Raw genomic sequence first — 26,056 nt, forward strand, 5'->3', positions numbered from 1 at the left:
ACTAATCGCGCTGGGCCGGGTCCAGCATCGCCAGCAGATCAAGAAGCTGTTCGTAGTTCTCGTCGCCAAGGCGCGCCCTGAAGCTGCCCGCGATTTGCGCTGCTTCATCGGCGTATTCGTCGATGAGGGTCTGGCCCGCTTCGGCAATTTCAATGATTTGCCTGCGGCGGTCCGTACTGTCGCGGGTCTGGGTGATCAGGTTTCGCTTGGCCATTGCAGAGACAATGCGTGTCAGGCTTGGGAACAACAGGCTGGCGCGGTCGGCCAGGGTCGACGAGTCGAGCGGCCCGAATTCCGCCAGGACCCGCAGGACGCGCCATTGCTGCTCGGTCAGGCCGGTTGCGCTCAGCATGTCGCGAATAGGGGCCATCACACCTTCGCGGGCCCGGATCAATGCAATCGGCAACGAGCGGGATGTTGAGGGTAGCTCATTTTTCATAGCGTCTCGGACCTTGCCAAATCTCGCCTCCCTATGCCCAAATGCACTTGACTTTTCCACATGGATTTATTTAACTTAGCAATCATTGATATGTTAAGGACAACATGCCCCACTTTCAGCTCGAATACTCCAGCAATCTTGAGGGCGCCGTCAATATCGGTGCACTTTGTGAAGCGATCCGGGCCGAAGCCGCGCAGATCGAAACCTTTCCGACGGCCGGCATCCGGGTTCGGGCGATCCGGGTGGATCATGTTGCAATGGCGGATGGCGATCCGAAACATGGGTTCATTGACCTGTCGATCCGGCTGCGGGCTGGGCGGCCACTGGATGTCAAAAAGGATGCGGTGAACCGGATTTTCGCCGTGCTCAAGCTGTTCATGGCGCCGGTGATGGCAACGCGGTCCATCGCGCTCTCGGCGGAGATGCGCGATATTGATGCGGATCTGTCCCCGAAATTCGGCACTGTAAGAGATCACCTGGAGGGCCCGGTATGACGGTATTGAAAGAGAACCTGGAAAAACTGGAAGGCTATCTGGCGCGGTTTCGCGCGACGGGCATCCAGAACCGGATTGCGGGCCGCGACGTGCCCGGAACGCAGGGCGTGTTCCAGTCCGCATCGCCGGTGGACAAAAGCGTGATCTGCGACGTTGCCCGGGGCGTGGCGGCAGACATTGACGCGGCCGCGATGGCGGCCCATGACGCCTTTGCAGCATGGCGGGACATGCCCGCGCTGGAGCGCAAAAAGATCCTGATCCGGATCGCCGAAGGGATCGAGGCGCGGGCTGAGGAAATCGCGCTTTGCGAGTGTTGGGACACCGGTCAGGCCTATCGGTTTATGTCCAAAGCGGCCCTGCGCGGGGCGGAAAACTTTCGCTATTTTGCCGACCAGGTGGTGCAAGCGCGCGATGGCCAGCACCTGAAGTCACCAACTTTGATGAATATCACCACCCGCGTTCCGATTGGCCCGGTTGGTGTCATTACCCCGTGGAACACGCCGTTCATGCTGTCCACCTGGAAAATTGCCCCGGCGCTGGCTGCGGGATGCACGGTTGTGCACAAACCGGCGGAGGCCTCGCCGCTGACCGCGCGTCTGCTGGTTGAGATCGCAGAGGAGGCAGGCCTGCCGCCCGGCGTGCTGAATACCGTCAACGGGTTTGGCGAGGAGGCGGGCAAGGCGCTCTGTGAACATCCCAGGATCAGGGCGATCGCCTTTGTCGGGGAATCCCGCACCGGCAGCCTGATTACCAAACAGGGCGCGGACACATTAAAACGCAACCATCTGGAGCTGGGCGGCAAGAACCCGGTGATCGTCTTTGACGATGCCGATCTGGACCGGGCGCTCGATGCGGCGATCTTCATGATCTATTCGATCAACGGGGAGCGTTGCACCTCGTCGTCGCGGCTGTTGATTCAGGACACCGTGCGCGCCGAATTCGAAGCCAGGTTGATAGAGCGGGTCAACAACATCAAGGTCGGCCATCCGCTGGATCCCGCGACCGAGATCGGCCCGCTGGTCACCAAAGAGCATTTTGACAAGGTCACCGGCTATTTCGACATCGCCAAGGAAGAGGGCGCGACGATTGCGGCTGGGGGTGTCACGGTCGGCGATGAGGGCTATTTTGTCCGGCCCACGCTGTTCACCGAGGCCCGCAACCATATGCGGATCGCGCAGGAGGAAATCTTTGGTCCGGTGTTGACCTCGATCCCGTTCGCGACCGAAGACGAAGCGCTGCAGATTGCCAACGACATTCCCTACGGGCTGACCGGCTACGTCTGGACAAACGATCTGACCCGTGCGCTGCGGTTCACTGACCGGCTGGAGGCAGGGATGATCTGGGTCAACTCAGAGAACGTTCGCCACCTGCCGACCCCCTTTGGCGGCGTCAAGGCCAGCGGCATCGGCCGGGATGGCGGCGATTGGTCGTTCGAGTTCTACATGGAACAAAAACACATCGGTTTTGCCACCGGCCAGCACAAAATCCCCAGGCTTGGCGCAAGCTGAATGGGACACGGCGGACCGCACCCGGCCTGAACGGTGCCGGGTGCACCTCTGCCATACGACCTGAACCTTTGGATCTGAGGAGGCTCCAATGCCCGTTCCCGCCCCAAATCTGTACCCCGATTTCAATACGATCCGCCTGAGCCATGTTTGTCTGAACGTGCAGGATCTTGCCGCGTCGCGGACCTTTTACACCGAGATCCTGGGACTTCAGGTCACGGATGAGAGTGACAGCCATGTCTATCTGCGCGCGATGGAAGAGCGGGGCCATCACTGCATGATCTTGCAGCAATCGGACCAGCCGGGCACGGTGGAGGTCCTGGGCTTCAAGACGTTTGACGAGGAGGACCTTGAGAAGGCAGAGGCCTATTTCAAGGCCAAGGGCCGACCGACCGAATGGGTCGACCGCGCCTATCAGGGCCGGACGTTGCTGACCTCGGACAACATGGGAATTCCGCTGGAGTTTTATCACAAGATGGACCGGCTGGCACCGATCCACCAGAAATACGCGCTTTATCGTGGGGTGAAACCGCTGCGGATCGACCATTTCAACTGCTTCAGCAACGATGTTGATGCCTCGGTGGCCTTTTATTCCGACTTTGGGTTCCGGGTGACGGAATACACGGAAGATGAGGACAGCAAAAAGCTCTGGGCGGCCTGGATGCATCGCAAGGGGGGCGTGCATGACATGGCCTTTACCAATGGCACCGGCCCCCGCATGCATCACGTTGCCTTCTGGGTGCCGACGCCGCTGAACATCATCGACCTTCTGGATCTGATGGCGACGACCGGCTATGTCGGCAATATCGAGCGTGGACCGGGCCGGCACGGGATTTCCAATGCGTTCTTTCTGTATGTGCTGGACCCGGATGGTCACCGGATAGAGATCTACTGTTCGGACTATCAGACGGTTGATCCCGATCTGGAGCCGATCAAGTGGGACCTGAAGGACCCGCAGCGCCAGACGCTCTGGGGAGCGGCGGCGCCAGAGAGCTGGTTCAAACACGGCAGCGCCTTTGCCGGGGTCGCGACACAGGACGCGACCATCAAAGCCAGCCCCATCATCGCCCCATGAGTGTGCCCAGGAGTGACCGAATGAAATTCGCAACCTACAGCTCTGAGGGGGCCACCTATTACGGCGCCGTCACCGATGCGGGCCTGATTGCCCTGAACGACAGGTTCCCCGAATGGTCAACGCTGTTTGATGCGGTGCAGGCGGATGGGTTGGGCAAGCTGGCCGAGGCTGCAGAGGGAAGGCCCGTGACCCACAGCGATGTCACCTACGAGATGGTTCTGCCCAACGCGCGGCGGATCCTGTGCGTCGGGGTGAATTTCCCCGACCGCAATGCGGAATACAAGGACGGCAGCGCCCAGCCCAAATACATGTCGCTGTTTCCCCGGTTTGCCAGCGGGTTCACCGGGCATGACCGCCCGCTGATCCGGCCACCGGAGAACCAAACGCTCGATTACGAAGGCGAGGTGGCCATTGTCATCGGCAAGGGGGGACGCCGGATCAAACAGAGCGACGCCTATGACCATATTGCGGCGTTGACGCTGTGCAATGAAGGCACCATTCGCGACTGGGTCCGCCATGCCAAGTTCAACGTCACCCAAGGCAAGAACTGGGACAAGTCGGGCGCCATGGGGCCGTGGCTGGTGCCCTTTACCGAGGCGGCGCAGCTCGATGAGGCGCGCATTGTGACTCGTGTGAATGGCGCGGTCCGCCAGGACGATGTGCTGTCCCGGATGATGCATCCGATCCGGCGCGAGATCGAATATATCTCCACCTTCATGACGCTGGAGCCGGGCGACATCATTGTCACCGGCACACCGACGGGATCCGGGGCGCGGCTCGATCCGCCGCAATATCTCAAACCGGGCGATGTGGTCGAGGTCGAAGTGGATGGGATCGGCATCCTGCGCAACACGGTGGAGGACGAAGCGGTATGAGCCCCGAAGACCACGCGCGCGCTGCTGCGGACCTGTTGCAGGCGGAAAAGACCGGCCTGCAGATCGGTTTGCTGACGTTGCGCCATCCGGGCATGACCATGGATGACGCCTATGCCATCCAGACCGCCATCTTTCGTGCCAAGCAGGCCGAGGGACGCCGTGTCATCGGCTGGAAAATCGGGCTGACATCAAAGGCGATGCAATATGCGTTGAACATCGACATTCCTGACAGCGGCATCCTGTTTGACGACATGGCGTTCGAAGACGGCGCGCGGGTGCCTGCGGGGCGGTTCATTCAGCCCCGGATCGAAGCGGAAATCGCTTTTGTGATGAAATCCGCAATTGGTGGCGCCGATGTCAGCCGTGCGGATGTCCTGGCGGCGACGGACTATGTCTGTCCTGCGCTTGAAATCCTGGATACCCGGATCGTCCGCGCGGACGAAAAGACTGGCCAGACGCGCAAGATCTTTGACACGATCAGCGACAATGCCGCCAATGCGGGGATCGTTCTGGGCCAGCAGAAACATGCGGTGGATGCCTTTGATCTGCGCTGGGTTGGTGCCATAACCTGTCGCAACGACGCGGTCGAGGAAACCGGCCTTGGCGCCGGGGTTCTGAATGATCCGGTCGAAAGCGTGGTCTGGCTGGCCCGGCGCATGGCGCAGTACGGTCAGAGCATTGAACCCGGTCAGATCATTCTGTCGGGCAGTTTTATCCGCCCGGTGGAATGTCCTTCGGGCACGCGCATTCATGCAGACTTTGCCGAGTTCGGCGCGGTCTCCGTCTCTTTTGACTAGGTAGGTAGAAGATATGCCAGCTCCGAAAAACCCGTTCAAACAGGCCCTTTCCGATGGGGCGCTTCAGGTCGGCTGCTGGTTGGGCCTTGCCGATCCATATATCGCCGAAATCAGCGCGGGCGCCGGGTTTGACTGGGTTGTCGTCGATGCCGAACACGCGCCGAACGATTTGCGCTCCATCGTGGCGCAGCTGCAGGTGATCGCGGCCCGTTCGGCGCATGCAGTGGTGCGTCCCCCGATTGGCGAAGCCTGGATCCTCAAGCAGTTGCTGGATGCGGGCGCGCAGACCCTGCTGGTTCCGATGGTCGAAAGCGGGGCGCAGGCCCGGGCGCTGGTGGCGGCGGTGACCTATCCACCGCATGGCATTCGCGGGGTTGGCGCGGCGCTGGCGCGGGCGTCGGATTTCTCCGGCATTGGGGACTATCTGACCACCGCGCGGGACCAGATCTGTCTGTTGGCGCAGGTGGAAAACAAGCTGGGCATGGATGCGCTGGATGATATTCTGGCGGTCGAGGGGATCGACGGCGTTTTCATCGGGCCCTCTGATCTGGCAGCCGACATGGGGTTCATCGGTCAGACCAACGCACCGGAGGTGCAGGCGGCGGTGCTGGACGCGATCAAACGGATTGTCGCCAGCGGCAAGGCGGCGGGTATTCTCACGCTTGATGTGGCGTTGCAGCGCAAATGTCGCGATCTCGGCGCGACCTTTATCGCGACCGACATTGATGTGACCGTGTTTGCGCGCAATATGCGGGCCAGTGCGCGGCAAGCGCTGGCCTTGTTGCCTGACCAGAACGCCAAGGGCTCTGCCGAGACGGCCCATGCGGGCAAATACCTGCAACAGCTGTGCAAACACTGGGCCCACAAGGCCAAAGCAGAGTTCACCCCGGACTCGGGGTCCGTGGTGTTTGAAAGCGGCGAACGTGTGGATATGATCGCAGACCCTGACAAGCTGCTGATTTCAGCAAGCACGGGTCCGCGTGGCGATCTGGAGCGATGGAAAGCGGTGGTCGTACGTCACCTGGAGCGTTTCGCGTTTCGCGAAGAGCTCTGCATTCGCTGGGACAGCTAAGCGGCCGAAACCGGGCGGGCGGGCAGCAGATGCGTATTCTGCTGACGAAGCTGGTCTGCAGCCTGGCGCACGACGTCTGCAATTTCCAGGAGCCGTGGCGCCAGCGGACTGGTCTTGCGCCAGATCATCCCGATTGTGCGGCTCGGCTCGTCGCCCTGGAACCGCGCCAGCGATACAGGTGCCGACCGTGTCTCGACCGGGACCGCCATTTCGGGAATCAGCGTCACTCCGATGCCCGCACCCACCATCTGCACCAGGGTCGACAGCGAACTGCCATCCAGCCCGTCGCGCGGCAGCGGTGAGCGAAAGTTGCAAAACGATACGGCCTGATCGCGAAAGCAATGGCCTTCTTCGAGCAGCAGCAGTTTCATTTCGCGCATGCCTTCGGGAGAGGGCACCGGGGCGCTGGCATCGGTTGCGCTGCGGACCAGGACAAATTTTTCCTCGAACAGCGCGGTTTCGACCAGGCCGGGTTCAGACACCGGCAGCGCGACAATCGCCGTATCGAGCCGCCCTTCGAGCAGCTCCGCGATCAATTTCTGCGTCAAGGTTTCGCGAATGTGGACATCCAGGCCACTATGAACGGCGTTTAGCTGATGGATCAGCGTCGGCAACAGATAGGGCGCCACTGTCGGGATGACACCGATCCGCAAGCGGCCCACCATGCGATCCTTTGCCAGCCGGGCCAGATCGCCCAGCTCGTCGACCGCGCGCAGGATGTCGCGCACCCGCTCGGCAAATTCCTGTCCGAACCCTGTCAGCCGTACCTGGCGCGCGCTGCGTTCAAAAAGCACCACCCCGAGCGTTTCCTCCAGCTCCTTGATCTGAACAGACAAGGCAGGCTGGGAAATCGAGCAGTCATCCGCGGCGCGCCCGAAGTGGCCATGCCGGGTCAGAGCTTCGAAGTAACGAAGCTGTTTGAAGGTGATGTTCATCATAGGAAAAACCTATCGGAACTATCATAAAACGCAACTTAGAATAATTCTGAATTGTTGGTAAGAAGTCCCCGAGGGTCGATTCCACGGCGGCAGATTCGTGCTACCAAGCAGGCGTTCTCGTCGGTAGACCCACACTGAAACTCAGTCCCCACCACGGACCTATTCTGGAGGAAGACATGGACGGACAAAACAGCGGCGCCACAGGCTGCCCCTTTTCCGGAGCCAACACAAATCACGGTCGTCGCTCAAATCGCGACTGGTGGCCGAACCAGCTGAATCTGGCGATTCTGCATCAACATCAGGCGCGCCAGAACCCGCTGGGCGAAGACTTCGACTATGCTGAAGCCTTCAAGGCGCTCGACCTGGACGCGGTGAAAAACGATCTTTTTGCCCTGATGACCGATAGTCAGGACTGGTGGCCGGCGGACTATGGCCACTATGGCGGCTTGATGATCCGCATGGCCTGGCACTCTGCCGGGACCTACCGGACGGCCGATGGTCGCGGTGGTGCCAGCACCGGCACGCAGCGGTTCGCGCCGCTGAACTCCTGGCCGGACAATGGCAATCTGGACAAGGCACGGATGTTGCTTTGGCCGATCAAGAAGAAATACGGCAATGCCCTGTCCTGGGCTGACCTGATGATCCTGGCAGGCAACTGCGCCATCGAATCCATGGGGCTGAAGCCGTTCGGTTTTGCCGGGGGTCGGGCCGATGTCTGGGAACCCGAGGAAGATATCTACTGGGGCGCCGAAGACGAATGGCTCGCCACCTCCGACCACGAGCTGGCGCGCTATTCCGGCGACCGCGAACTGGAAGATCCGCTGGCGGCCGTTCAGATGGGTCTGATCTACGTGAACCCGGAAGGCCCTGATGGCAACCCGGATCCGATTGCCTCCGGGCGGGATATCCGCGAGACCTTCGCCCGTATGGCGATGAACGACGAGGAAACCGTTGCGCTGACGGCAGGGGGTCACACCTTTGGCAAGGCCCACGGCAATGGTCCGGTCGAGGCCATCGGCCCCGAACCAGAAGGGGCCCCGATCGAGGCAATGGGCCAGGGGTGGTTGTCGTCGCATAAATCCGGCAAGGGCGTCGACACCATCACCTCAGGCATCGAGGGCGCTTGGACACCGAACCCGATCCAATGGGATATGGGGTATTTCGATGTGCTGTTCGGCTATGACTGGGAGCTGACCAAATCTCCGGCGGGCGCCTGGATCTGGCATGCCAAGGACCTGAAGGACGAGGACCACGCCCCAGAGGTTGACGGATCCGGCAAGAAGGTCCCGATCATGATGACCACCGCCGATATGGCGATGCGCATGGATCCGATCTATGGCCCGATTTCCAAACGGTTCCACGAGAACCCGGAAGAGTTTGCCGACGCCTTCAAGCGCGCCTGGTTCAAGCTGACCCACCGGGATATGGGCCCCAAGGCGCGTTACCTTGGCAAGGACGTTCCCGCCGAGGATCTGATCTGGCAGGATCCGGTTCCCGCCGTGGATCACACGTTGATCGACGATGCGGATATCGCAAAGCTCAAAGCCGATATTCTGGCCTCTGGCCTGTCGATTCAGGAGCTGGTCTATGTCGCCTGGGCGTCTGCCTCCAGTTTCCGCGGGTCGGACAAACGCGGTGGTGCCAATGGCGCACGCATCCGTCTGGAGCCGATGAAGTCCTGGGAGGCTAACGAACCCGCGAAACTGGCCAAGGTGCTGCAGGTTCTGGAAGGTATCCAGTCTGCGTTCAACGGCACGGCGAGCGGCGACAAACAGGTCTCGATTGCCGATCTGATCGTGCTGGCTGGCACGGCAGCCGTTGAAAAGGCGGCCAAGGACGCCGGCTTTGACGTTGCGGTTCCCTTCACGCCGGGTCGCACAGACGCAAGCCAGGAGCAGACCGACATCGAAAGCTTTGATGTCATGGAACCCAAGGTCGACGGCTTCCGCAACTATGCGCAATCGCGGTTTACGGTCTCCACCGAGGAGCTTCTGGTCGACAAGGCGCAACTGCTGACCCTGTCGGCACCGGAAATGACCGTTCTGGTTGGTGGCCTGCGGGCGCTGGGCGCAACCTATGGCGAGAGTGACCACGGGGTTTTGACCGACCGTAAGGGTCAGTTGACGAACGACTTCTTCGTCAATGTGGTCGATCTGGGCACCGAATGGACGGCGACCGACGGCGTTGGCGAGGTGTTTGAAGGTCGTGATCGCGCAACCGGTGCGGCGAAATGGACCGGCACCCGTGCCGACCTGATCTTTGGCTCCAACTCGCAGTTGCGGGCGTTGTCCGAGGTTTATGCCCAGGACGACAATGCGGGCAAATTCGTCAAAGACTTTGTCGCCGCCTGGGTCAAGGTGATGGAACTGGATCGTTTCGATCTGAACTGATCCGCGATATCGGATCATGACGAGAGGGCGCCGTGTGTCACGGCGCCCTTTTTCAGTTCGCGGCGCGCACGGCCTTGAACAGGGCCGCACTGCCCAACCCACCTGCCGCGGCAATTGCAGCGAGGGCCGGACCGTCGTCGGGTTGCAAGCCATGGAAGAGCTTGACGGCAAGTATTGCGCCGGATGCGCCAACAGGATGGCCCTGTGCCAATGCGCCACCCGCCGGGTTTACGCTGTCGGGGCGCAGCTGCGCGCCCTTGATGCAAGCGAGGGCCTGAACCGCGAAAGCTTCCATGATCTCAGATCGGTGGAGCGCATACGGGTCGATCCCTTCGCGCGCCAGTACCTCCTTGATCGCGACGAGTGGCGCCAGGCCTGGCTGCAGTGGATCGCTGCCGCGTGTCGCCCCCTGCAGCAGGCGCAGCCCGGCCCGGTTCAGGTTTCGTGCTCGCCTGTCGCTGACAATGACAACACAGGCGGCGGCATCGGCGGCCACGGCCATATTCGCAGCGGTAATGCTGCCGGTGACGACCGGCGCGCGGGCGCAAATGCGCGGCGTGAGGTCGCGCAGAAAGGCATCGTCGGTGACACCTCCGACCGGAACAATTTCCGCCTGTCGGTCCGCGCCATGCCGACGCGCCTTGGCATGGCTTTGCTGTGCCCACTGGTCCTGTTCCGCGCGTCCGATTGCCAAACGATGTCCCAGTTGATCCGCCGCTTCGGCCATATCGGGGTCTTTGGAGGCCCAGGGTGTGAAGCGGGCCTGATCATAGGGTTCTGGCGTGCGTCCGTCCGCAAATGTGCGCGCCCGTAGCGGGCGACGGGAATAGCTTTCCACGCCGCCGGCAACAACGACATCATGCACACCTGCCGCCACCAATGCGTGGCCGAGCAGGATCGCATCCAACCCGCCCGCGCATTGCCGGTCGATGCTGAGCCCGGCAACCCGGTCGGGCAGTCCGGCTGCGAGCGCCGCAAGGCGGGCGGGGTTGCCGCCACCGCCAAGGGCGTTTGACAGGATCAGCTCGTCAACGTCCGAAGGGGCCAGATCTACATCCGCGAGACAGGCCTTCAGGACGGGAGTGACCAGATCATGTGGCTCTAAATGGGCAAATTGTCCGCCTTTTGGCATCACCGCGCTGCGCCGCGCTGCCACGATAAGGGGCATCAGCCTTCCTCCCAAAACTGCCTCAGCGCCTGCAGATCCGGTTTGCCGGCTGGCAGCATCGGGATTTTGTCGATCCTGTGGATGTGCTTTGGCACCGCATGACCGCCAATCTGGTCTCGGCAGCGCTGGCGCAGGGTGGCCGCGTCGGCCGTGCCTTCGATGACAGCGACAACCCGGTGCCCGCGCATGGGGTCCGGCAGCCCCAGGGCGACCGCGCCAACCACGCCCGGTGTCGCAAGCAGCACGGCTTCGATCTCTTCCGGAAAGACGTTCTTGTCCGCTACGGTCACCATCCGGTTGCGCCGCCCTCTGGAGAACAGGTTTCCCTTGGCATCAAGGCGCCCCATCTCGCCGATGCTGAGCCAGCCGCGATCCCAGCGGGTTTCGGCGCTGCTGCCTTGCGCGTACCCCTCGAACAAATAGGGGCTTTGCACCCAGATTTCTCCCACGCCCTGCGCATCGGGATCGGCAATGCGGATCTCGACGCCGGGATAGGACTGCCCGACAGAGTGCGCGGCGACATCATGCCCGGCAAGGGTGATGTAGCTGGTTTCAGAGGCTCCAAAGATTTCATAGAGCTGCGCATTGGGGCACAGGCTGCCAAGGGCGGATCGCAGGTCTTCGTTCAGCTTGCCACCGGAGGAAAAGATCAGCCTGAGCGATGGCAAGCGGGTTGCGCCCGCCGCCCGCACCAGCAGGCGCAGCTGCGCGGGCGTCGCATAGAGGACTGAGGCGGCAAACTCTGCCAGCCCCTGCTGTTGCGCCCGCGGCCCGGCGCCGCCGAGCATCGCCAGATCTGCCCCGAAATGGCAGGCTGCGACCGCGGCAAACAGCGTCAACGAATGCGACAGCGTACCAAGACTGGCGAAGGTATCGGCACCCGACAGGCCAAACAGCTGTTGGTCGATCTCGAAACTCTTGGTCCAGCTTTCCGGTGCCCGGCGGATCGTCTTGGCAAACCCGGTGGAGCCTGAGCTTTGACAATAGAGTTTTTGCTGCGGCTCGGCCTTGGCGGAAATGGGGTTCTCTCCGGGCCGGGCCAGGATAGATTTTCCTGTCCGCAACGCCTCGGTCAGCTCTGCCAGCCCGGCGACGTCGGGCGTTCGGATACAGGTCTGCGCGGACATGCGGAATGTGGTCAAAGACATGGGGCGGCTCTTGCGAATGGATCAGCGCAGAACCTAGCGCGGCAAAGGGGCGGCGAACAGACCTCAGGTGAACTTGCGAAACAAGCGCGTGCGGTCAAAGGCCTTTTCCAGCTCGTCCGTGCGCGCCTTTACCGTTTCCCAGTGGTCTTCCTGGATCTTGGCAATCATGCTCTCCACCAGCAGCAACAGGGCGACACCAGAGTCCCAGGCGGAAGGCACCGCGATCCGGGCCGCAAAGGTGTATTTGGCGAGTTTCTGAATCGGCGAGCGCCATTGGTCGGTGAACAAGACCACATCGACGCCGCGTTCATGCGCCATTTCAGCGAGCAGAAGCGTGGCATTTTCATAGCGCCGGACGTCAAAAAGGATCAAGGTATCGCCCGGCAGCAGATCCAGAACAGAATGCGCCCAGGAGGCGCGGGGCGGGATCATAAAAACGTCCCGCCGGATCATCTGCAGGTGGAGGTAGAAGGTTTGCGCCAGCGTGCCGCTCAGCCGCCCGCCGGCGATATGTACCCGGCGATCCGTGTCCGCCAGAAGATCACACAGCGCGTCGAATTCCGCCAAAGTCACGTTTTCCAGTGTCGCCCGGATATTGTCGTAGACCCCCACAGCATAGCGATTGAGCATATGCGACTCGGGCAGGGCCGGCGCATGCTCTGCCCGCTTCTCAACCGGATTGGAGATGATCTCGCGCAGTTCCTCGCGGAGGGCATGCTGAAACTCCGGATAGCCGGAGAACCCCAGCTTCTGGACCATGCGAGCGACCGTCGGGGTGGACACCTCAGCAAGATCGGCCAGTTCGGTGATGCTGCCCAGGCCGGGAATCGGATAGTTTTCAAGTATCGCGGCGGACAGTTGACGTTCTGCGCGGGTGAGGTCTAATTCGCGGGATTTCAGCTTCTCGGCAATCGTCGGCATGGGCCGCCCCTCCTGAACAGATTTTTCGCATATTATTACAGGTCAACTTTTGATGAAAGGATTTTTACAGAAAGTATATTGACAGAAGCAAGCAGGCTGAAGAGCATGCTACAGTATGAGCACTGACAAATTTGCCCTTCCGTTTGGACCATCCTTTGCCAAGACCCCGTCCGTGGTTTCGGCCGAGGTGCTTGTGGTGTGTGAGCACGCAGCGAATTGGATTCCGCCGGAGCTGACGGGTCTTGGCCTGGATGAGGCCGCGCGGACCAGTCATATCGCTTGGGATCCGGGCGCGCTTGCCGTGTCGCGTCAGCTGGCTTCGGCGCTGGGGGCTCCGATGGTCGAGGGATGTATCTCGCGGTTGGTCTATGACCTGAACCGCCCGCCGGAGTCGCCGACGGCGGTGCCGGTCACATCAGAGATCTTCGACATTCCAGGCAATCGCGACCTTTGCGACGCGGCGCGGGCGCAGCGCGTGGAGGCGGTATACGAACCGTTCCGCGCCGCCCTGGCAGCGGAAATCGCCGCGCGACAGGGCGCGTTGCGTCTGTTGGTTACGGTGCATAGCTTTACGCCAGTGTTCAAAGGCGCCCAACGCGCGGTAGAGCTGGGCCTGCTGCATGGGCGCGATGACCGTTTCGCCAAGGCGATGCTGGCGCAAAAGCCGGCAGGGACCACATGGGACGTGCGCCTGAACGAACCCTATAGTGCCAGCGATGGGGTTGCGCATACGCTTGACCTGCATGGCTGCGACAATGGGTTGCTCAATGTCATGCTGGAAATCCGCAATGATCTGATTGCCACGCCGCAGCAGCAAGCGGCCTGGGCGGCAGAGCTTGCCCCCTGGATCAAGACCACCCTAGAGGAGGTATTTGCATGATCAACGCCATGCTGGGCTACGTGCGGGTTGTCGATGCGGTAAATTACCGGATCGGCCGGGTCATGATGTGGGGATTGTTCGGAATAATGGCGGTCCTGCTCTGGTCTTCCTTCACAAAGACCTTTCTGCTTCCGTCCCCCTGGACCCTGGAAACGGCACAATTCGCCATGGTCACCTACTACATTCTCGGCGGCCCCTACTCGATCCAGCTTGGGTCCAATGTGCGAATGGATTTGTTCTATCACAACTGGACCAACCAGCGAAAAGCCTGGTTTGATGCCTTCACCGTGCTGTTCCTGATTATCTATCTGGCGATCCTGCTCTATGGCGGGATTGGGTCGACCGCCTATTCACTGGGATATTGGGGGACCAATCCAATCGGCTTCTTCGGCGGGTTGGTGAGCGGAACCGAGGAGATCGGTTTTGTCGAGCGGTCCTCCACCGCGTGGCGTCCCTATATCTGGCCGGTGAAATCCATCATGGTGCTCGGGTTCTTTCTGATGCTGCTGCAGGCCTTCTCCGAACTTTTCAAAGACATTGCCCGCATCAAAGGGCACGACATCCCAAGTGAGCGTGACGCATGAGCCAGGAATATATCGCCATCTTCATGTTCGCCTCGATGATGCTGATGCTCTTCACCGGGCAGCGGGTCTTTGGTGCCATTGGTGCCGTGGGCGCGATTGCGGCCATGTTGCTGTGGGGCGTGGGCGGGTATGACATCCCCTTTGCCGCCGCGATGAAACTGATGAAATGGTATCCGCTGCTGACGCTGCCCATGTTTATCTTCATGGGCTACGTGCTGAGCGAAAGCCGGCTGGCGGATGATCTCTACAAGATGTTTCACGTCTGGATGGGCCCGATCAATGGCGGACTGGCCATTGGCACCATCGGCTTGATGGTGCTGGTCTCGGCCATGAACGGTCTGTCTGTGGCGGGCATGGCCATCGGGGCGACAATTGCGCTGCCGGAACTGCTGCGCCGCGGCTATGACAAGACAATGGTGACGGGGGTCATTCAGGCGGGCTCTTCCCTGGGCATTCTGGTGCCGCCCTCGGTGGTGCTGGTGCTCTATGCGATGATCGCGCGGCAACCGGTTGGCCAGCTTTGGCTGGCGGGCGTTCTGCCGGGGCTGATGATGGCGGCCCTGTTCATTGTCTACATCTGGCTGCGCTGCAAATTCCAACCCCATCTTGGCCCCGCCATGAAGGACACGCAGGACGTGCCGCGGGCGGAGAAGCTGCGCCTGCTCTGGGCCGGGGCGCTGCCCTTGTTGATCTTCGCCACCATGATGGTGCCCTTTGTGAACGGCTGGACCTCCCTGGTGGAAAGCTCTGCTATCGGGGCGCTGACCGCGCTTGCGGCCTCGCTGGCGAAACGCCGGATGACCTGGAAAACGCTGGAAGTCTGTACACGGCAAACGCTGGCGATTTCCTGCATGTTCATGTGGATCATCCTCGCGGCGCTTGGGTTTGGTGCGGTGTTTGACGGGCTGGGTGCGGTCAAGGCCATTGATACGTTGTTCACCGACCAGCTGGGGCTGGACCCTTGGGTGATCCTGATCCTGATGCAGCTGTCCTTTATCGTGATGGGGACGTTCCTCGACGATACGGCCATGCTGGTGATCGTGGCGCCGCTTTATGTGCCGCTGGTTGGTGCATTGGGGTTTGATCTGGTCTGGTATGGGGTGCTCTATACGATCACCACCCAGATCGCCTATATGACACCGCCCTTTGGCTATAACCTGTTCCTGATGCGCGCCATGGCCCCACCAGAAGTATCCCTGATGGACATCTACCGCTCCATCGTGCCCTTCGTCGCCATTATGGTGGGAGCGCTTGCCATCATCATGATCTTTCCGCAGATCGCCCTTTGGCTGCCGGAATATGTTTACAACAAATAAGACCGAGAACTCCGACAACGGAGCGTTTAATCCAACATTTAGGAGACTAACATGACCACCAGACGTTCATTCCTGCGCACGGCAGCTGTCGGGGGCGCCGCATCGCTCGCCGCACCTGCAATTGTCAAAGCCGACACCGCCATCAAGTGGCGTTTTCAGACCTATGCCGGCGCCGCCCTGGGCGAGCATGTGACCAAACCGGCGATTGACTACATCAACAACGCCGCCAATGGCGAGCTGGAAATCGAATTGTTCTACGCCGACCAGCTGGTCCCCACGGGCGAGCTGTTCCGGGCAATGCAGCGCGGCACCATTGACGGTGTGCATTCTGACGATGACTCCATGGCGTCGCCGACACCCTTGCAGCAATTTGGTGGGTATTTCCCACTCGCGACCAAGCATTCGCTCGATGTGCCGGTGCTGTTTGACCAATACGGTCTGGCGGACATCTGGCGCGAGGAATACGCTAAGGTTGGTGTGCAGTGGCTGTCTGCCGCCGGTCAGGATCCCTGTAACTTCAACACCAAGAAAGAGGTCACATCGCTGGCCGATCTCGAAGGTCTGAAGCTCTATACCTTCCCGACAGCGGGTCGCTTCCTGTCCAAATTCGGCGTTGTGCCGGTCACCATCCCCTACGAGGATGCAGAGGTCGCGGTGCAGACCGGCGAGCTGGACGGCATGGCCTGGTCCGGCATCACCGAAGACTATACCGTCGGTTGGGCAGATGTGACCGACTACTTCCTGACCAACAACATCTCCGGTGCCTGGATCGGCTCCTTCTTCGTGAACCAGGGTGTCTGGGCGGATCTGCCCGATCACCTGAAAGCCATCGTGATGGCGGGGATCGAAGCAGGCCACACCTATCGCAACCAGTGGTATTGGGGCGGCGAAGCACGTCTGCGCGCCACCGGCGACAAGCTCAAGCTGCGGTCGATCCCGCAGGAAGAGTGGGTGCAGGTCGAAGAGGCCGCCAAGGAGTTCTGGACCGAGATCGCGGGCGAGAGCGAAATCAACGCCAAGATCGTCCAGATCTTCCGTGACTATAACGATGTGATCGGTCAGGCTGGCCCGCCCTATACCTTTGGCTAAGCCTTGCTTGTTCGAGCAAACTTAAAACGCGAGGGCCCCTGACCGGGCCCTCGTCTCACAGTTTCCACCTTTGCCGGAAGATCTCCATGCCCGTATCCATGACCTTTGACGACCTGAAAACTGCAATCGGCAACGGCACGATTGATACCGTTCTGACCTGTATCGTCGATATGCAGGGACGGCTTATGGGCAAGCGGTTCCACGCGGAGGCCTTTCTCGACATCGCGGATGGCGAGACCCATTGCTGCAACTATCTGCTGGCCACCGACCTGGCGATGGCGACACCGGACGGCTATGCCTCGACCAGCTGGGAAAGCGGGTATGGCGACTACATCATGAAGCCGGACCTTTCGACGTTGCGGCCCGTTCCTTGGCTGGAAGGGACCGCCATGGTGCTGTGTGACGTGATTGACCACCACAGCCACGCGCCGGTTGCGCATTCCCCGCGCGAGATGCTGAAAGCGCAGATCGCGCGCTGCGCGGCGCTGGGCCTGACGCCGGTGATGGCAACCGAACTGGAGTTTTTCCTGTTCGAAGGTACCCATGACGAGATCGCGCGCAATGGGTTCAAGCTGCAGCCGGTCTCTAACTACAATGAGGATTACAGCATCTTCCAGACCTCCAAGGAGGAACCGGTGATGCGCCCGATCCGCAACCACCTGCGTGCCATGGGCATCCCGATCGAAGGGTCCAAGGGCGAGGCGGAAGCGGGCCAGGAAGAACTGAACGTCAAATATGACGAGGCGCTGGCGACGGCCGATCATCACACGCTGGCCAAGCACGGGATCAAGGAGATCGCGCATCAGCAGGGCTATGCGGCGAGCTTTTTGCCAAAATGGCACAAGGACCGCGTCGGCTCTGCCGCGCATGTGCATCAGTCGCTGTGGCAGGACGGCAAGAACGCCTTTTTCGACGAGGGCGCGCCGCTTGGAAAGTCCAGGCTGATGGATCACTACATGGCGGGTCTGCTGAAATATGCCGGTGACTACACCTATTTCATGGCGCCCTACATCAACAGCTACAAACGCTTTGCCAAGGGGACCTTTGCACCGACGCAGGTGGTCTGGTCGGTCGACAACCGCACGGCTGCTTTCCGCCTGTGTGGCGAGGGAACCAAGGGCGTGCGGGTTGAATGTCGGGTGCCGGGGGCGGATATGAACCCCTATCTGGCGCAAGCTGCGATGCTGGCTGCCGGCCTCAAAGGCATCGAGGAAAAACTGGAGCTGTCGGCGCCTTACAAAGGCGATGCCTATGCGGGCGAGGCGCGCGAACATATTCCGGGCACGCTGCAGGAGGCCCGCGCGGCGCTTTTGGGGTCTGACATGCTGCGAGAGGCCTTTGGCGAGACGGTCATCACCCACTACGCCCGTGCGGCCGAGTGGGAAATCGAAGAATTCAACCGCGTGGTGACCGATTACGAGATCGCGCGCGGAATTGAAAAAGCCTGATTGCTGCAGGGGTTTGCGAGGGCCAGCCCTCGCGCTCCCGAGGTATTTGGGAAAAGATGAAGGAAATCGGGGCCGCGAAACGCGCCCTCGGAGGAGTGGGCCTATGGGCAAGACATTGAAGTGTATTTCGCCGATCGACGGATCGGTTTTTGCAACGCGCGAGACATTGGGCCAAGAGGCCGCGCAGGCCGAAGTTGCGGCTGCGCGCGCGGCCCAGAAGGCCTGGGCGGCGCGCCCGTTGCAGGAGCGTGTCGATCTGGTGATGGCGGGTGTCGCCGCTGTGGGCGCGATGAACGATGAAATCGTGCCGGAACTGGCCCATATGATGGGGCGGCCAGTCCGGTTCGGCGGTGAATTTGGTGGCTTTAACGAGCGGGCCAGTCATATGGCTGCGATTGCCGCCGAGGCGCTGGCCGATATCGAGGTCGGAGAAGATGCGACCTTTAAACGCTACATCAAGCGCATTCCGCATGGGGTGGTTTTTGTCATCGCCCCGTGGAATTACCCCTATATGACCGCAATCAATACGGTTGCGCCGGCGCTGATTGCCGGGAATGCCGTGGTGCTGAAACATGCCACCCAGACGCTGCTGGTTGGTGAGCGCATGGCCGCGGCCTTCCACAGTGCGGGCGTGCCTGAGGATGTTTTCAAGAACGTCTTCCTCGATCATGAAACCACATCGTCGCTGATTGCCGGAAGGACCTTTGATTTTGTGAACTTCACCGGATCCGTTGGCGGGGGGCAGGCGATGGAGCGGGCCGCTGCGGGCACGTTTACCGGTGTTGGCACCGAGCTGGGCGGTAAGGATCCGGGCTATGTCATGGACGACGCCGATGTCGATGCGGCCGTTGATACGCTGATTGATGGCGCGATGTTCAATTCCGGCCAATGTTGCTGCGGGATCGAACGGATCTATGTCCATGAAAGCCTTTACGACCGTTTCGTTGAAAAGGCGGTGGCCGTGGTCAACGGGTACAGGCTTGGCAATCCGCTGGACGAAGAGACCACGATTGGCCCGATGGCCAATGTGCGGTTTGCCCAGGAGGTGCGTGACCAGATCGCCGAAGCGGTAGAGCAGGGCGCCGTGGCCCACATTGATACCATGTCGGCAGATGATGGCGGCGCCTATCTGACGCCGCAGATCCTGACCAATGTCAGCCATGAGATGCGGGTGATGCGCGACGAGAGCTTTGGCCCGGTCGTCGGCATCATGAAGGTTGCTTCGGACGAGGAAGCGATTGCGCTGATGAACGACAGCGAGTTTGGCCTGACGGCGTCGATCTGGACCAAGGATCTGGAGCGCGCGGAGGCGGTGGGCGACCAGATCGAGACCGGGACCGTGTTCATGAACCGGGCCGACTATCTGGATCCTGGACTGTGCTGGACCGGCTGCAAGAACACTGGTCGCGGTGGCGGCTTGTCGGTGATCGGCTATCAGAACCTGACCCGTCCAAAATCCTATCACCTGAAAAAGGTGACGGGCTGACACGCGTCTCCGGACCCCTACAGGTTCGGTCTCTCCCCCTATTTCTGGCCTGCGGGCCACTGACGAAAGGCAATATCCATGTCTCTCACCGGCAATTGGTCGTATCCGACCGCAATCAAGTTCGGCGCTGGCCGGATCAAGGAACTCGCGGCAGCCTGTGCTCAGGCGGGCATCAAGAAACCGCTTCTTGTGACCGACAAAGGGCTGGCCAGCCTGCCTGTCACACAGTCGACGCTCGATATTCTCGAGGCGGCCGGGCTGGGGCGTGGGATTTTTTCCGAGGTCGACCCGAACCCAAACGAGCAGAACCTGGAGGCCGGCGTTGCGGCATACAAGGCGGGTGGGCATGACGGCGTCATCGCTTTTGGTGGCGGTTCGGGTCTGGACCTTGGCAAAATGGTCGCCTTTATGGCGGGTCAGACCCGTCCGGTCTGGGATTTCGAAGACATTGGCGACTGGTGGACGCGGGCTGATGCCGATGCAATTGCGCCGATCATTGCGGTGCCGACGACAGCGGGCACCGGTTCTGAGGTCGGGCGCGCTTCGGTCATCACCGACAGCGTGACCCATCAGAAGAAAATCATCTTCCACCCCAAAGTGCTGCCGACCGTGGTGATCTGCGATCCGGAGCTGACCGTGGGCATGCCAAAGTTCATCACCGCCGGGACCGGCCTGGATGCCTTTGCGCATTGTGTCGAGGCGTTTTCGTCGCCGCATTACCACCCGATGTCGCAGGGCATGGCGCTGGAGGGCATGCGGCTGGTCAAGGACTATTTGCCCCGGGCCTATGCGGATGGCACCGATATCGAGGCACGGGCGCAAATGATGTCAGCCGCGGCCATGGGGGCGACGGCCTTTCAGAAAGGGCTTGGCGCGATCCACGCCATGAGCCACCCGATCGGGGCCCATTTCAACACGCACCACGGCACCACCAATGCGGTCTGTATGCCTGCGGTGTTGGCGTTCAATGCCCCGGCAATCGCGGATCGTTTCAATTCGGCGGCCGCTTACCTCGGGATCGAGGGTGGGTTTGACGGGTTCAAATCCTTTGTCCAGACGTTCAACGACAGCTTTGGCATTCCACGGTCCTTGTCCGATCTCGGGGTGACAGAGGCGTCGATCCCGGACCTGGTCAAGGGCGCGATCATCGACCCGAGCTGCGGCGGTAACCCGATTGCGCTGACCGAAGAGAACCTGACAGAGCTGTTCAACGCCGCTTTGTGAGCATTGATCTGGCTTTGGTGCTTTGTTCAAAGACCCTTGTGGGAGGCCGCGCAAATGATGCGCGGCCTTTTTTCGTCCACCTAGGTTGGAATGCGGGCCACACTGTCGCGACAGATCAGTTCGACCTCGATGATCTCTGAAACGCCGGTCAATGTGCCGGCTTCGATCATGTCCAGCAGCAGACGAGCGGCCTGTTCGCCGATTTGCGTGCGCCGCTGACGGATCGTTGTCAGGGCAGGGGACAGATGACCGACTACCTCGATGTTGTCAAAACCGACGAGAGAGACATCCTCCGGCACCCGGATGCCCTGATGCTGTACCGCCCCCATGAAACCAATCGCCATCTCATCAGAGGCACAGAACAAGGCCGTGGGCCTGTCTTTCAGCTGTAGCCATTTCTGGGCAGCCGCCGCACCGGAGTCCATGCTGAAATCGCCGTCAAAGATCCAGTCGTCACGCTGTTCGTGTTGGTGCAGCGACAGGGTTTCAACGTAGCCGCTCAACCGGGTTTGCGACAGAACATTGCCCTTTGGGCCGGTAATGTGGCCGATGTGCCTGTGCCCCATTTCAAGCAGGTGAGTCACCGCCAGCGAGGCCCCACGGGCATTTTCGGTCCGCACCGACGGCAGGTCGTCATCCATCCACTCGCAGGCGAGAATCACCGGTGGGCGGCCTGGTGTCGTCAGCGGCTCGACCGGCAGGGTGCCGTCGAACAGGATCAGCCCGTCCGCCATGCCGGACTGCAGGTAGCCTGACAAACGATCATCGAGATTTGGCCCAGCCTGCGTGTCAGCAACCAAAAGCCCATAGCCGACCGGGTGCAGAACAGAGTTTATCCCGGCCAGAATCTGCGAGAAAAACGGGTTGGCGAGATTGGGAACAAGGGCAATGACGCTCCCGGTTCGTTGCCGCCTGAGGTTCGAGGCAGTGGCGTTGATCCGATAGCCGGTCCGCTCTACGGCAGCCAGTACAGCCTCCCGAGTCGCTTCGGCGACCACCGAAGGCTTTGACAAGGTCCTGCTGACGGTTGCCGTTGAAACGCCAGCTTCTGCGGCAACATCCTGAATCGTGGCGATTTTCTTGTCCATGGACCTTCCTTTGACGGCGCCCAGAATGCCTCATCGAAAAACTATTGTAAACGATTACGGTTTTTGCAAAGGTGCTCCTGTAAACGATTACAGCCAACCTACAACCAGGGAGCGCGCTCGACAAGAGCGTGGGGAGGAGAATGGCGGCAAATAAACGACAGACCCCGGCCATGGCCGGGTCTATACCTGTGGCGTCGGGTCGGGAGCCGCCGACGGTTCTTGAGGCCGTTGAAATTTCACGTCGGTTCGGGCCGGTCCAGGTGCTGCATGGCGTGCCTTTTTCCCTGCGTGCGGGTGAAGTGCACGCGCTGATCGGGGAAAACGGCGCCGGAAAATCCACATTGATGAAGATTCTTGCGGGCTTTTTGTCGCCCTCTGGCGGTCGATTGGAACTGGAATCCGAACCTGTCGAATTCAACGGCCATCAAAGCGCCGAAGATGCAGGAATTCTGATGATCCATCAGGAATTCAACCTCGCCATGCAATTGTCCGCGGCCGAGAATATCTTTCTCGGGCGGGAACGTCGGCGCGGCATTTTCCTGGATCATCGCGCCATGCTGGAGGAAGCGCGCAGCCTGCTTGCCCGTCTGAACTGCCACGTCGATCCACGTACGCGCATTCAGGACATGTCGGTCCCGAACAGGCAAATGGTGGAAATCGCGCGGGCATTGGGGCGGCGCGCCAAGGTTCTCATCATGGATGAACCGACGGCGGTGCTGACCAACCGGGAAACAGAAATCCTGCTGGAGCAGATTGACCGCCTGCGGTCAGAAGGAACAGCCGTTCTCTTCACCTCGCACAAGCTTGACGAGGTGCAGCATATCGCGGACCGGGTGACGGTCCTGCGCGATGGACACCATATCCTGACCCGCGCCGCAGAGGGTTTTGGTGAAAATGCCATGGCAGAGGCGATGGTCGGGCGGGAGTTGAGCGATCTCTTTCCGCAGAAGCCAACCCCCCAACCGGATGTGGTGTTGGAGGCACGGGATGTCAGCGTGCCGGGGCTGGTGGAAGGGGCCAGTTTTCGCCTGAAGCGCGGCGAGGTTCTCGGATTTTCCGGCCTGGTCGGGGCGGGGCGGACCGAATTGATGGAAGCCATCGCCGGCTTGCGTGCCGCGACAGGCACGCTCGAGGTCAATGGCAAATCGGTGCCGTTCGGTTCTGTTCAGGCGGCGCGCAAGGCGGGCTTGGCCTATCTGACCGAAGACAGGAAGGAAAAGGGGCTTCTGCTGGGGAAGGGGCTCAGGGAAAATCTGACCTTGCTGGCCTTGGAGCGGTTTGGTCGCCTGAAAATAGATCGTGTCGCCGAGGAGCGCGCGTTGGATCAGGCGATCGAGGAGTTTGATATCCGCGCCAAGGACCGGACCGTCGCGGTCGGCAGCCTCTCCGGGGGCAATCAGCAGAAATTGCTGTTGGCCAAGACGATGCTGGCAGACCCGCAGATTGTCATCATCGACGAACCGACCCGCGGCATTGATATCGGCACCAAGCAACAAATCTACGATTTCATCGCCGAGCTGGCGCGCAGTGGCAAGAGCGTCATCGTCATCTCGTCCGAACTGCCGGAGGTTATCGGACTGGCGGACAGGATTGTCGTGATGGGACGTGGACATATAGCCGGCGAACTGACCGGTTCTCAAATTAGTGAAGACGCAATTCTGAGATTGGCGATGGGCGTCGCAGAAGATCAAAAGGAAACCGCATGACTGAGACGACAGCCACCCCGAACCCGGTGCGTGAGCGCAAAGTGAACCTGCATGTCCTTGGCCCGGTCCTGGCTTTGGTCGCCTTGATTCTGCTGGGCGCGTTCCTGAACAGCAACTTTCTGAGCTATGGAAACGTGACAAACGTTCTGGCCCGCTCCGCCTTTATCGGGATCATTGCGGTGGGCATGACCTTTGTCATCACCGCTGGCGGCATCGATCTTTCGGTCGGGTCAATGGCCGCCTTTGTCGCCGGTGTGATGATCCTGGCGATGAATGCGTTGATACCGGTGCTTGGGATCGGCGTTCCGCTGGTGCTTGCTGGAATGGCGGTGGCCCTGGTGACAGGGTTGGCGGCCGGCCTGTTAAACGGGTTTTTGATATCGAAGGTCGGGATCGAAGCCTTTATTGTGACGCTGGGGTCGATGGGGATCTATCGCAGCCTGACCACATGGCTGGCCGATGGTGGCACCCTGTCGCTGGATTACGCGGCCCGCAGTTTCTACCGGCCCGTCTATTATGATGGCCTTCTTGGCATCAGCTGGCCCATCCTGGTCTTTGCACTGGTTGCCATTCTCGGAGAACTGACAATGCGCCATACGCCGTTCGGGCGGTATTGCGCCGCGCTTGGCGCGAACGAACAGGTGGCGCGGTATTCCGCGGTCAAGGTCGACCGGATTCGCATGGGCACCTATGTGCTCCTGGGGATGCTGGTCGGGCTGGCAACCATCATGTATGTGCCGCGCCTGGGATCGGCTTCGGGGTCTACCGGGGTCCTGTGGGAGCTTGAGGCGATTGCAGCCGTGATTATCGGCGGCACCGTGCTCAAAGGGGGATCGGGCCGCGTCTGGGGCACCGTGACCGGTGTCCTGATCCTCAGCTTGATAGACAATATTCTGAATCTCGCCTCGATCGTCAGCCCGTATCTGAACGGTGCGATCCAAGGTGTGATCGTGATCCTCGCTGTTGTTCTGCAGCGGGGACGCAAGTCGGCCGATTAAACGGCTATTTTTGGGAGGAAAATGACATGATACGCAGGAATTTCCTGAAGAGTGCGGCGCTGGTTGCAGGGCTCGCAAGTGCGGGCGCAGTTGCCGCGCAAGATGAGAGCTACACCATCGGCGTCGCGATCCCTTCAGCGACCCACGGATTCATGGGGGGTCTGAACTTTCATGCGCGGGAAGCGATTGAGCGTCTGGAAGCGACCTATCCGCAGCTGGAATTTGTCCTCGCGACATCCGGCGATGCGGGCAAGATGGTCAACGACGTAGAAGACATGGTTGCCACCCGCAATATCGACGCATTGGTTGTGCTGCCGTTCGAAAGCGAGCCCCTGACAGCGCCGGTTCAGGCGGTCAAGGAGCAGGGCATTTGGGTCACCGTCGTTGACCGGGGCTTGTCTGTTCCGGGGATCGAGGATCTTTATGTTGCCGGCGACAACCCGGGTTTTGGTCGTGAAGCCGGCGAATATTTCGTCGAGCAACTTGGCGAGGGCGACGACATTGTTGTTCTGCGCGGAATTCCGACCACGCTCGACAATGAGCGTGTCGAGGCGTTTGAAAAAGCAATCGAAGGCAGCGGCATCAACGTGCTGGACATGCAGCACGGAAACTGGAACCGGGATGATGCCTTCAACGTGATGCAAGACTTCTTGTCCAAGTACGACAAGATCGACGCGGTTTGGGCGTCGGATGACGATATGGCCATCGGTGTCCTCGAAGCGATTGCCCAGGCTGGTCGCGACAAGGAAATGTGGGTCGTTGGCGGTGCCGGCATGAAGGAAATCATCAAACGCATCATGGATGGTGATCCTCAGCTGCCGATCAATGTGACCTATCCGCCCGCGCAGATTGCCACGGCGATCGAACTGACGGCCCTGGCCATGGTTTCTGATACCCCTGTGACCGGCCGGTTCATCATCGGCAGCCAGCGCGTTACGCCGGAAAATGCCAAGGATTTCTATTTCCCGGAAAGCCCGTTCTAAAGCATCCTGCCAGAAAAAATCGAGCGTGGTCCGCACCTGTTGCGGGCCACGTTTTGTTTTGTCTGCCCCGTGCTGAAGCGGGATCTTGGCCGAGGCCTGGCGGACACGTCCTGTGGTTGAGTATCAATCAGCGAGGTGCGCCAGCCCAAAGCGATGAAATTTCAAGCATTCGCAGATATTGGTAGTACCTCCTGGTTGAGCAGCTGCGTTTCGGCCCTGTCGGAATTGCGGCAGGAACCCGCAAAATCGGCGCATTTTCGCCCGCTGTGGCAAGTTTTCGCCGCAGTCTCGCCACAATCTGCACCGCTAAAATTTTAGCTACAGCGTCATTCTCCTTAGTTTCAGACATTTAGAATGTAGTTGCAATTTTCCGCTTATAGTCCGGCGCGGCGGGAGATTTCGTTTTGCTGCCACGATAACTACGAGATTGCG

General features: G+C 60.5%; 23 protein-coding genes. 17 read left to right on the forward strand and 6 right to left on the reverse strand.

Annotated features, from left to right (window positions below; all coding sequences use genetic code 11):
* Nucleotide 1 precedes the first annotated feature (1 nt).
* Nucleotides 2-439: a homoprotocatechuate degradation operon regulator HpaR gene (gene hpaR, locus TRIHO_RS01555; RefSeq protein WP_068239696.1), complete on the reverse strand. Its 438-nt coding sequence runs from the start codon at nt 437-439 to the stop codon at nt 2-4.
* A gap of 104 nt (nt 440-543) precedes the next feature.
* Here hpaR and TRIHO_RS01560 point away from each other — a divergent pair, with 104 nt between their 5' ends.
* The 6 genes from TRIHO_RS01560 to TRIHO_RS01585 all read left to right on the forward strand — a co-directional run bounded on the left by TRIHO_RS01560 (nt 544) and on the right by TRIHO_RS01585 (nt 6,257).
* Entirely contained in the window at nt 544-933 is a 390-nt protein-coding gene (locus tag TRIHO_RS01560) for a 5-carboxymethyl-2-hydroxymuconate Delta-isomerase (protein ID WP_068239699.1), read from the forward strand.
* Nucleotides 930-2,441, forward strand: a complete 1,512-nt coding sequence (gene hpaE / locus TRIHO_RS01565; protein ID WP_068239702.1) for a 5-carboxymethyl-2-hydroxymuconate semialdehyde dehydrogenase — start codon at nt 930-932, stop codon at nt 2,439-2,441. Before TRIHO_RS01560 ends, hpaE begins: the two co-directional genes overlap by 4 nt.
* 88 nt (nt 2,442-2,529) lie before the next feature.
* The gene (gene hpaD, locus TRIHO_RS01570; RefSeq protein ID WP_068239705.1) at nt 2,530-3,513 is read left to right on the forward strand and encodes a 3,4-dihydroxyphenylacetate 2,3-dioxygenase; all 984 of its coding nucleotides are present in this window, start codon (nt 2,530-2,532) and stop codon (nt 3,511-3,513) included.
* A gap of 20 nt (nt 3,514-3,533) precedes the next feature.
* On the forward strand, nt 3,534-4,388 hold the full coding sequence (locus TRIHO_RS01575; protein WP_068239708.1) for a fumarylacetoacetate hydrolase family protein: 855 nt from the start codon (nt 3,534-3,536) through the stop codon (nt 4,386-4,388).
* Complete coding sequence (gene hpaH / locus TRIHO_RS01580) at nt 4,385-5,185, forward strand: 2-oxo-hept-4-ene-1,7-dioate hydratase (protein WP_068239711.1); 801 nt, start codon at nt 4,385-4,387, stop codon at nt 5,183-5,185. The genes TRIHO_RS01575 and hpaH overlap by 4 nt, the downstream gene beginning before the upstream one ends.
* A 13-nt stretch (nt 5,186-5,198) precedes the next feature.
* Complete coding sequence (locus TRIHO_RS01585) at nt 5,199-6,257, forward strand: aldolase/citrate lyase family protein (RefSeq protein ID WP_068239714.1); 1,059 nt, start codon at nt 5,199-5,201, stop codon at nt 6,255-6,257.
* Here TRIHO_RS01585 and TRIHO_RS01590 read toward each other — a convergent pair.
* Complete coding sequence (locus TRIHO_RS01590) at nt 6,254-7,195, reverse strand: hydrogen peroxide-inducible genes activator (RefSeq protein WP_068239716.1); 942 nt, start codon at nt 7,193-7,195, stop codon at nt 6,254-6,256. The two genes, TRIHO_RS01585 and TRIHO_RS01590, sit on opposite strands and share 4 nt — an antisense overlap.
* A gap of 176 nt (nt 7,196-7,371) precedes the next feature.
* On the opposite strand from TRIHO_RS01590, the gene katG reads away from it, so the two are divergent.
* Nucleotides 7,372-9,585, forward strand: coding sequence for a catalase/peroxidase HPI (gene katG, locus TRIHO_RS01595; RefSeq protein ID WP_068239719.1), 2,214 nt, complete (start codon nt 7,372-7,374; stop codon nt 9,583-9,585).
* A 52-nt stretch (nt 9,586-9,637) separates the two neighbouring features.
* Here katG and TRIHO_RS01600 read toward each other — a convergent pair whose 3' ends face one another.
* The 3 genes from TRIHO_RS01600 to TRIHO_RS01610 form a co-directional block, all read right to left on the reverse strand.
* A complete protein-coding gene (locus TRIHO_RS01600) occupies nt 9,638-10,753 on the reverse strand; it encodes an acetyl-CoA C-acyltransferase (protein WP_068239722.1) in 1,116 nt (371 codons plus the stop codon).
* Nucleotides 10,753-11,901 carry an AMP-binding protein gene (locus TRIHO_RS01605; RefSeq protein WP_068239725.1) on the reverse strand — a complete coding sequence of 383 codons (1,149 nt, stop codon included), beginning with the start codon at nt 11,899-11,901 and terminating at the stop codon, nt 10,753-10,755. The genes TRIHO_RS01600 and TRIHO_RS01605 overlap by 1 nt, the downstream gene beginning before the upstream one ends.
* Nucleotides 11,902-11,964: 63 nt before the next feature.
* Complete coding sequence (locus TRIHO_RS01610; RefSeq protein WP_068239727.1) at nt 11,965-12,822, reverse strand: MurR/RpiR family transcriptional regulator; 858 nt, start codon at nt 12,820-12,822, stop codon at nt 11,965-11,967.
* 115 nt (nt 12,823-12,937) lie between these two features.
* Between TRIHO_RS01610 and TRIHO_RS01615 the strand changes: the two genes are divergently transcribed.
* The 7 genes from TRIHO_RS01615 to TRIHO_RS01645 all read left to right on the forward strand — a co-directional run bounded on the left by TRIHO_RS01615 (nt 12,938) and on the right by TRIHO_RS01645 (nt 20,849).
* A complete protein-coding gene (locus tag TRIHO_RS01615) occupies nt 12,938-13,702 on the forward strand; it encodes an N-formylglutamate amidohydrolase (protein WP_068239730.1) in 765 nt (254 codons plus the stop codon).
* Nucleotides 13,699-14,286: a TRAP transporter small permease subunit gene (locus TRIHO_RS01620; RefSeq protein WP_068239732.1), complete on the forward strand. Its 588-nt coding sequence runs from the start codon at nt 13,699-13,701 to the stop codon at nt 14,284-14,286. The genes TRIHO_RS01615 and TRIHO_RS01620 overlap by 4 nt, the downstream gene beginning before the upstream one ends.
* The gene (locus tag TRIHO_RS01625; RefSeq protein ID WP_068239734.1) at nt 14,283-15,602 is read left to right on the forward strand and encodes a TRAP transporter large permease; all 1,320 of its coding nucleotides are present in this window, start codon (nt 14,283-14,285) and stop codon (nt 15,600-15,602) included. Before TRIHO_RS01620 ends, TRIHO_RS01625 begins: the two co-directional genes overlap by 4 nt.
* Before the next feature lie 51 nt (nt 15,603-15,653).
* Nucleotides 15,654-16,691 (forward strand): TRAP transporter substrate-binding protein, encoded by a 1,038-nt coding sequence (locus TRIHO_RS01630; protein WP_068239737.1) that lies wholly within the window; start codon nt 15,654-15,656, stop codon nt 16,689-16,691.
* A gap of 86 nt (nt 16,692-16,777) precedes the next feature.
* Nucleotides 16,778-18,139 carry a glutamine synthetase family protein gene (locus TRIHO_RS01635; RefSeq protein ID WP_068239740.1) on the forward strand — a complete coding sequence of 454 codons (1,362 nt, stop codon included), beginning with the start codon at nt 16,778-16,780 and terminating at the stop codon, nt 18,137-18,139.
* 103 nt (nt 18,140-18,242) lie between these two features.
* Nucleotides 18,243-19,625 (forward strand): aldehyde dehydrogenase family protein, encoded by a 1,383-nt coding sequence (locus TRIHO_RS01640; RefSeq protein ID WP_068239742.1) that lies wholly within the window; start codon nt 18,243-18,245, stop codon nt 19,623-19,625.
* Nucleotides 19,626-19,703: 78 nt separating this feature from the next.
* The gene (locus tag TRIHO_RS01645; RefSeq protein WP_068239744.1) at nt 19,704-20,849 is read left to right on the forward strand and encodes an iron-containing alcohol dehydrogenase; all 1,146 of its coding nucleotides are present in this window, start codon (nt 19,704-19,706) and stop codon (nt 20,847-20,849) included.
* Nucleotides 20,850-20,929: 80 nt separating this feature from the next.
* Here TRIHO_RS01645 and TRIHO_RS01650 read toward each other — a convergent pair whose 3' ends face one another.
* Nucleotides 20,930-21,937, reverse strand: coding sequence for a LacI family DNA-binding transcriptional regulator (locus TRIHO_RS01650; protein WP_068239747.1), 1,008 nt, complete (start codon nt 21,935-21,937; stop codon nt 20,930-20,932).
* A 170-nt stretch (nt 21,938-22,107) separates the two neighbouring features.
* Between TRIHO_RS01650 and TRIHO_RS01655 the strand changes: the two genes are divergently transcribed.
* From TRIHO_RS01655 to TRIHO_RS01665, 3 genes are read left to right on the forward strand one after another with little or no spacing between them, the layout of a single operon-like run.
* Nucleotides 22,108-23,643 carry a sugar ABC transporter ATP-binding protein gene (locus tag TRIHO_RS01655; RefSeq protein ID WP_068239749.1) on the forward strand — a complete coding sequence of 512 codons (1,536 nt, stop codon included), beginning with the start codon at nt 22,108-22,110 and terminating at the stop codon, nt 23,641-23,643.
* Complete coding sequence (locus TRIHO_RS01660) at nt 23,640-24,641, forward strand: ABC transporter permease (RefSeq protein WP_068239752.1); 1,002 nt, start codon at nt 23,640-23,642, stop codon at nt 24,639-24,641. The genes TRIHO_RS01655 and TRIHO_RS01660 overlap by 4 nt, the downstream gene beginning before the upstream one ends.
* Before the next feature lie 26 nt (nt 24,642-24,667).
* Entirely contained in the window at nt 24,668-25,624 is a 957-nt protein-coding gene (locus TRIHO_RS01665) for an ABC transporter substrate-binding protein (RefSeq protein WP_068239755.1), read from the forward strand.
* Nucleotides 25,625-26,056: the final 432 nt, after the last annotated feature.

Source organism: Tritonibacter horizontis, from assembly GCF_001518015.1.
Classification (GTDB): domain Bacteria; phylum Pseudomonadota; class Alphaproteobacteria; order Rhodobacterales; family Rhodobacteraceae; genus Epibacterium; species Epibacterium horizontis.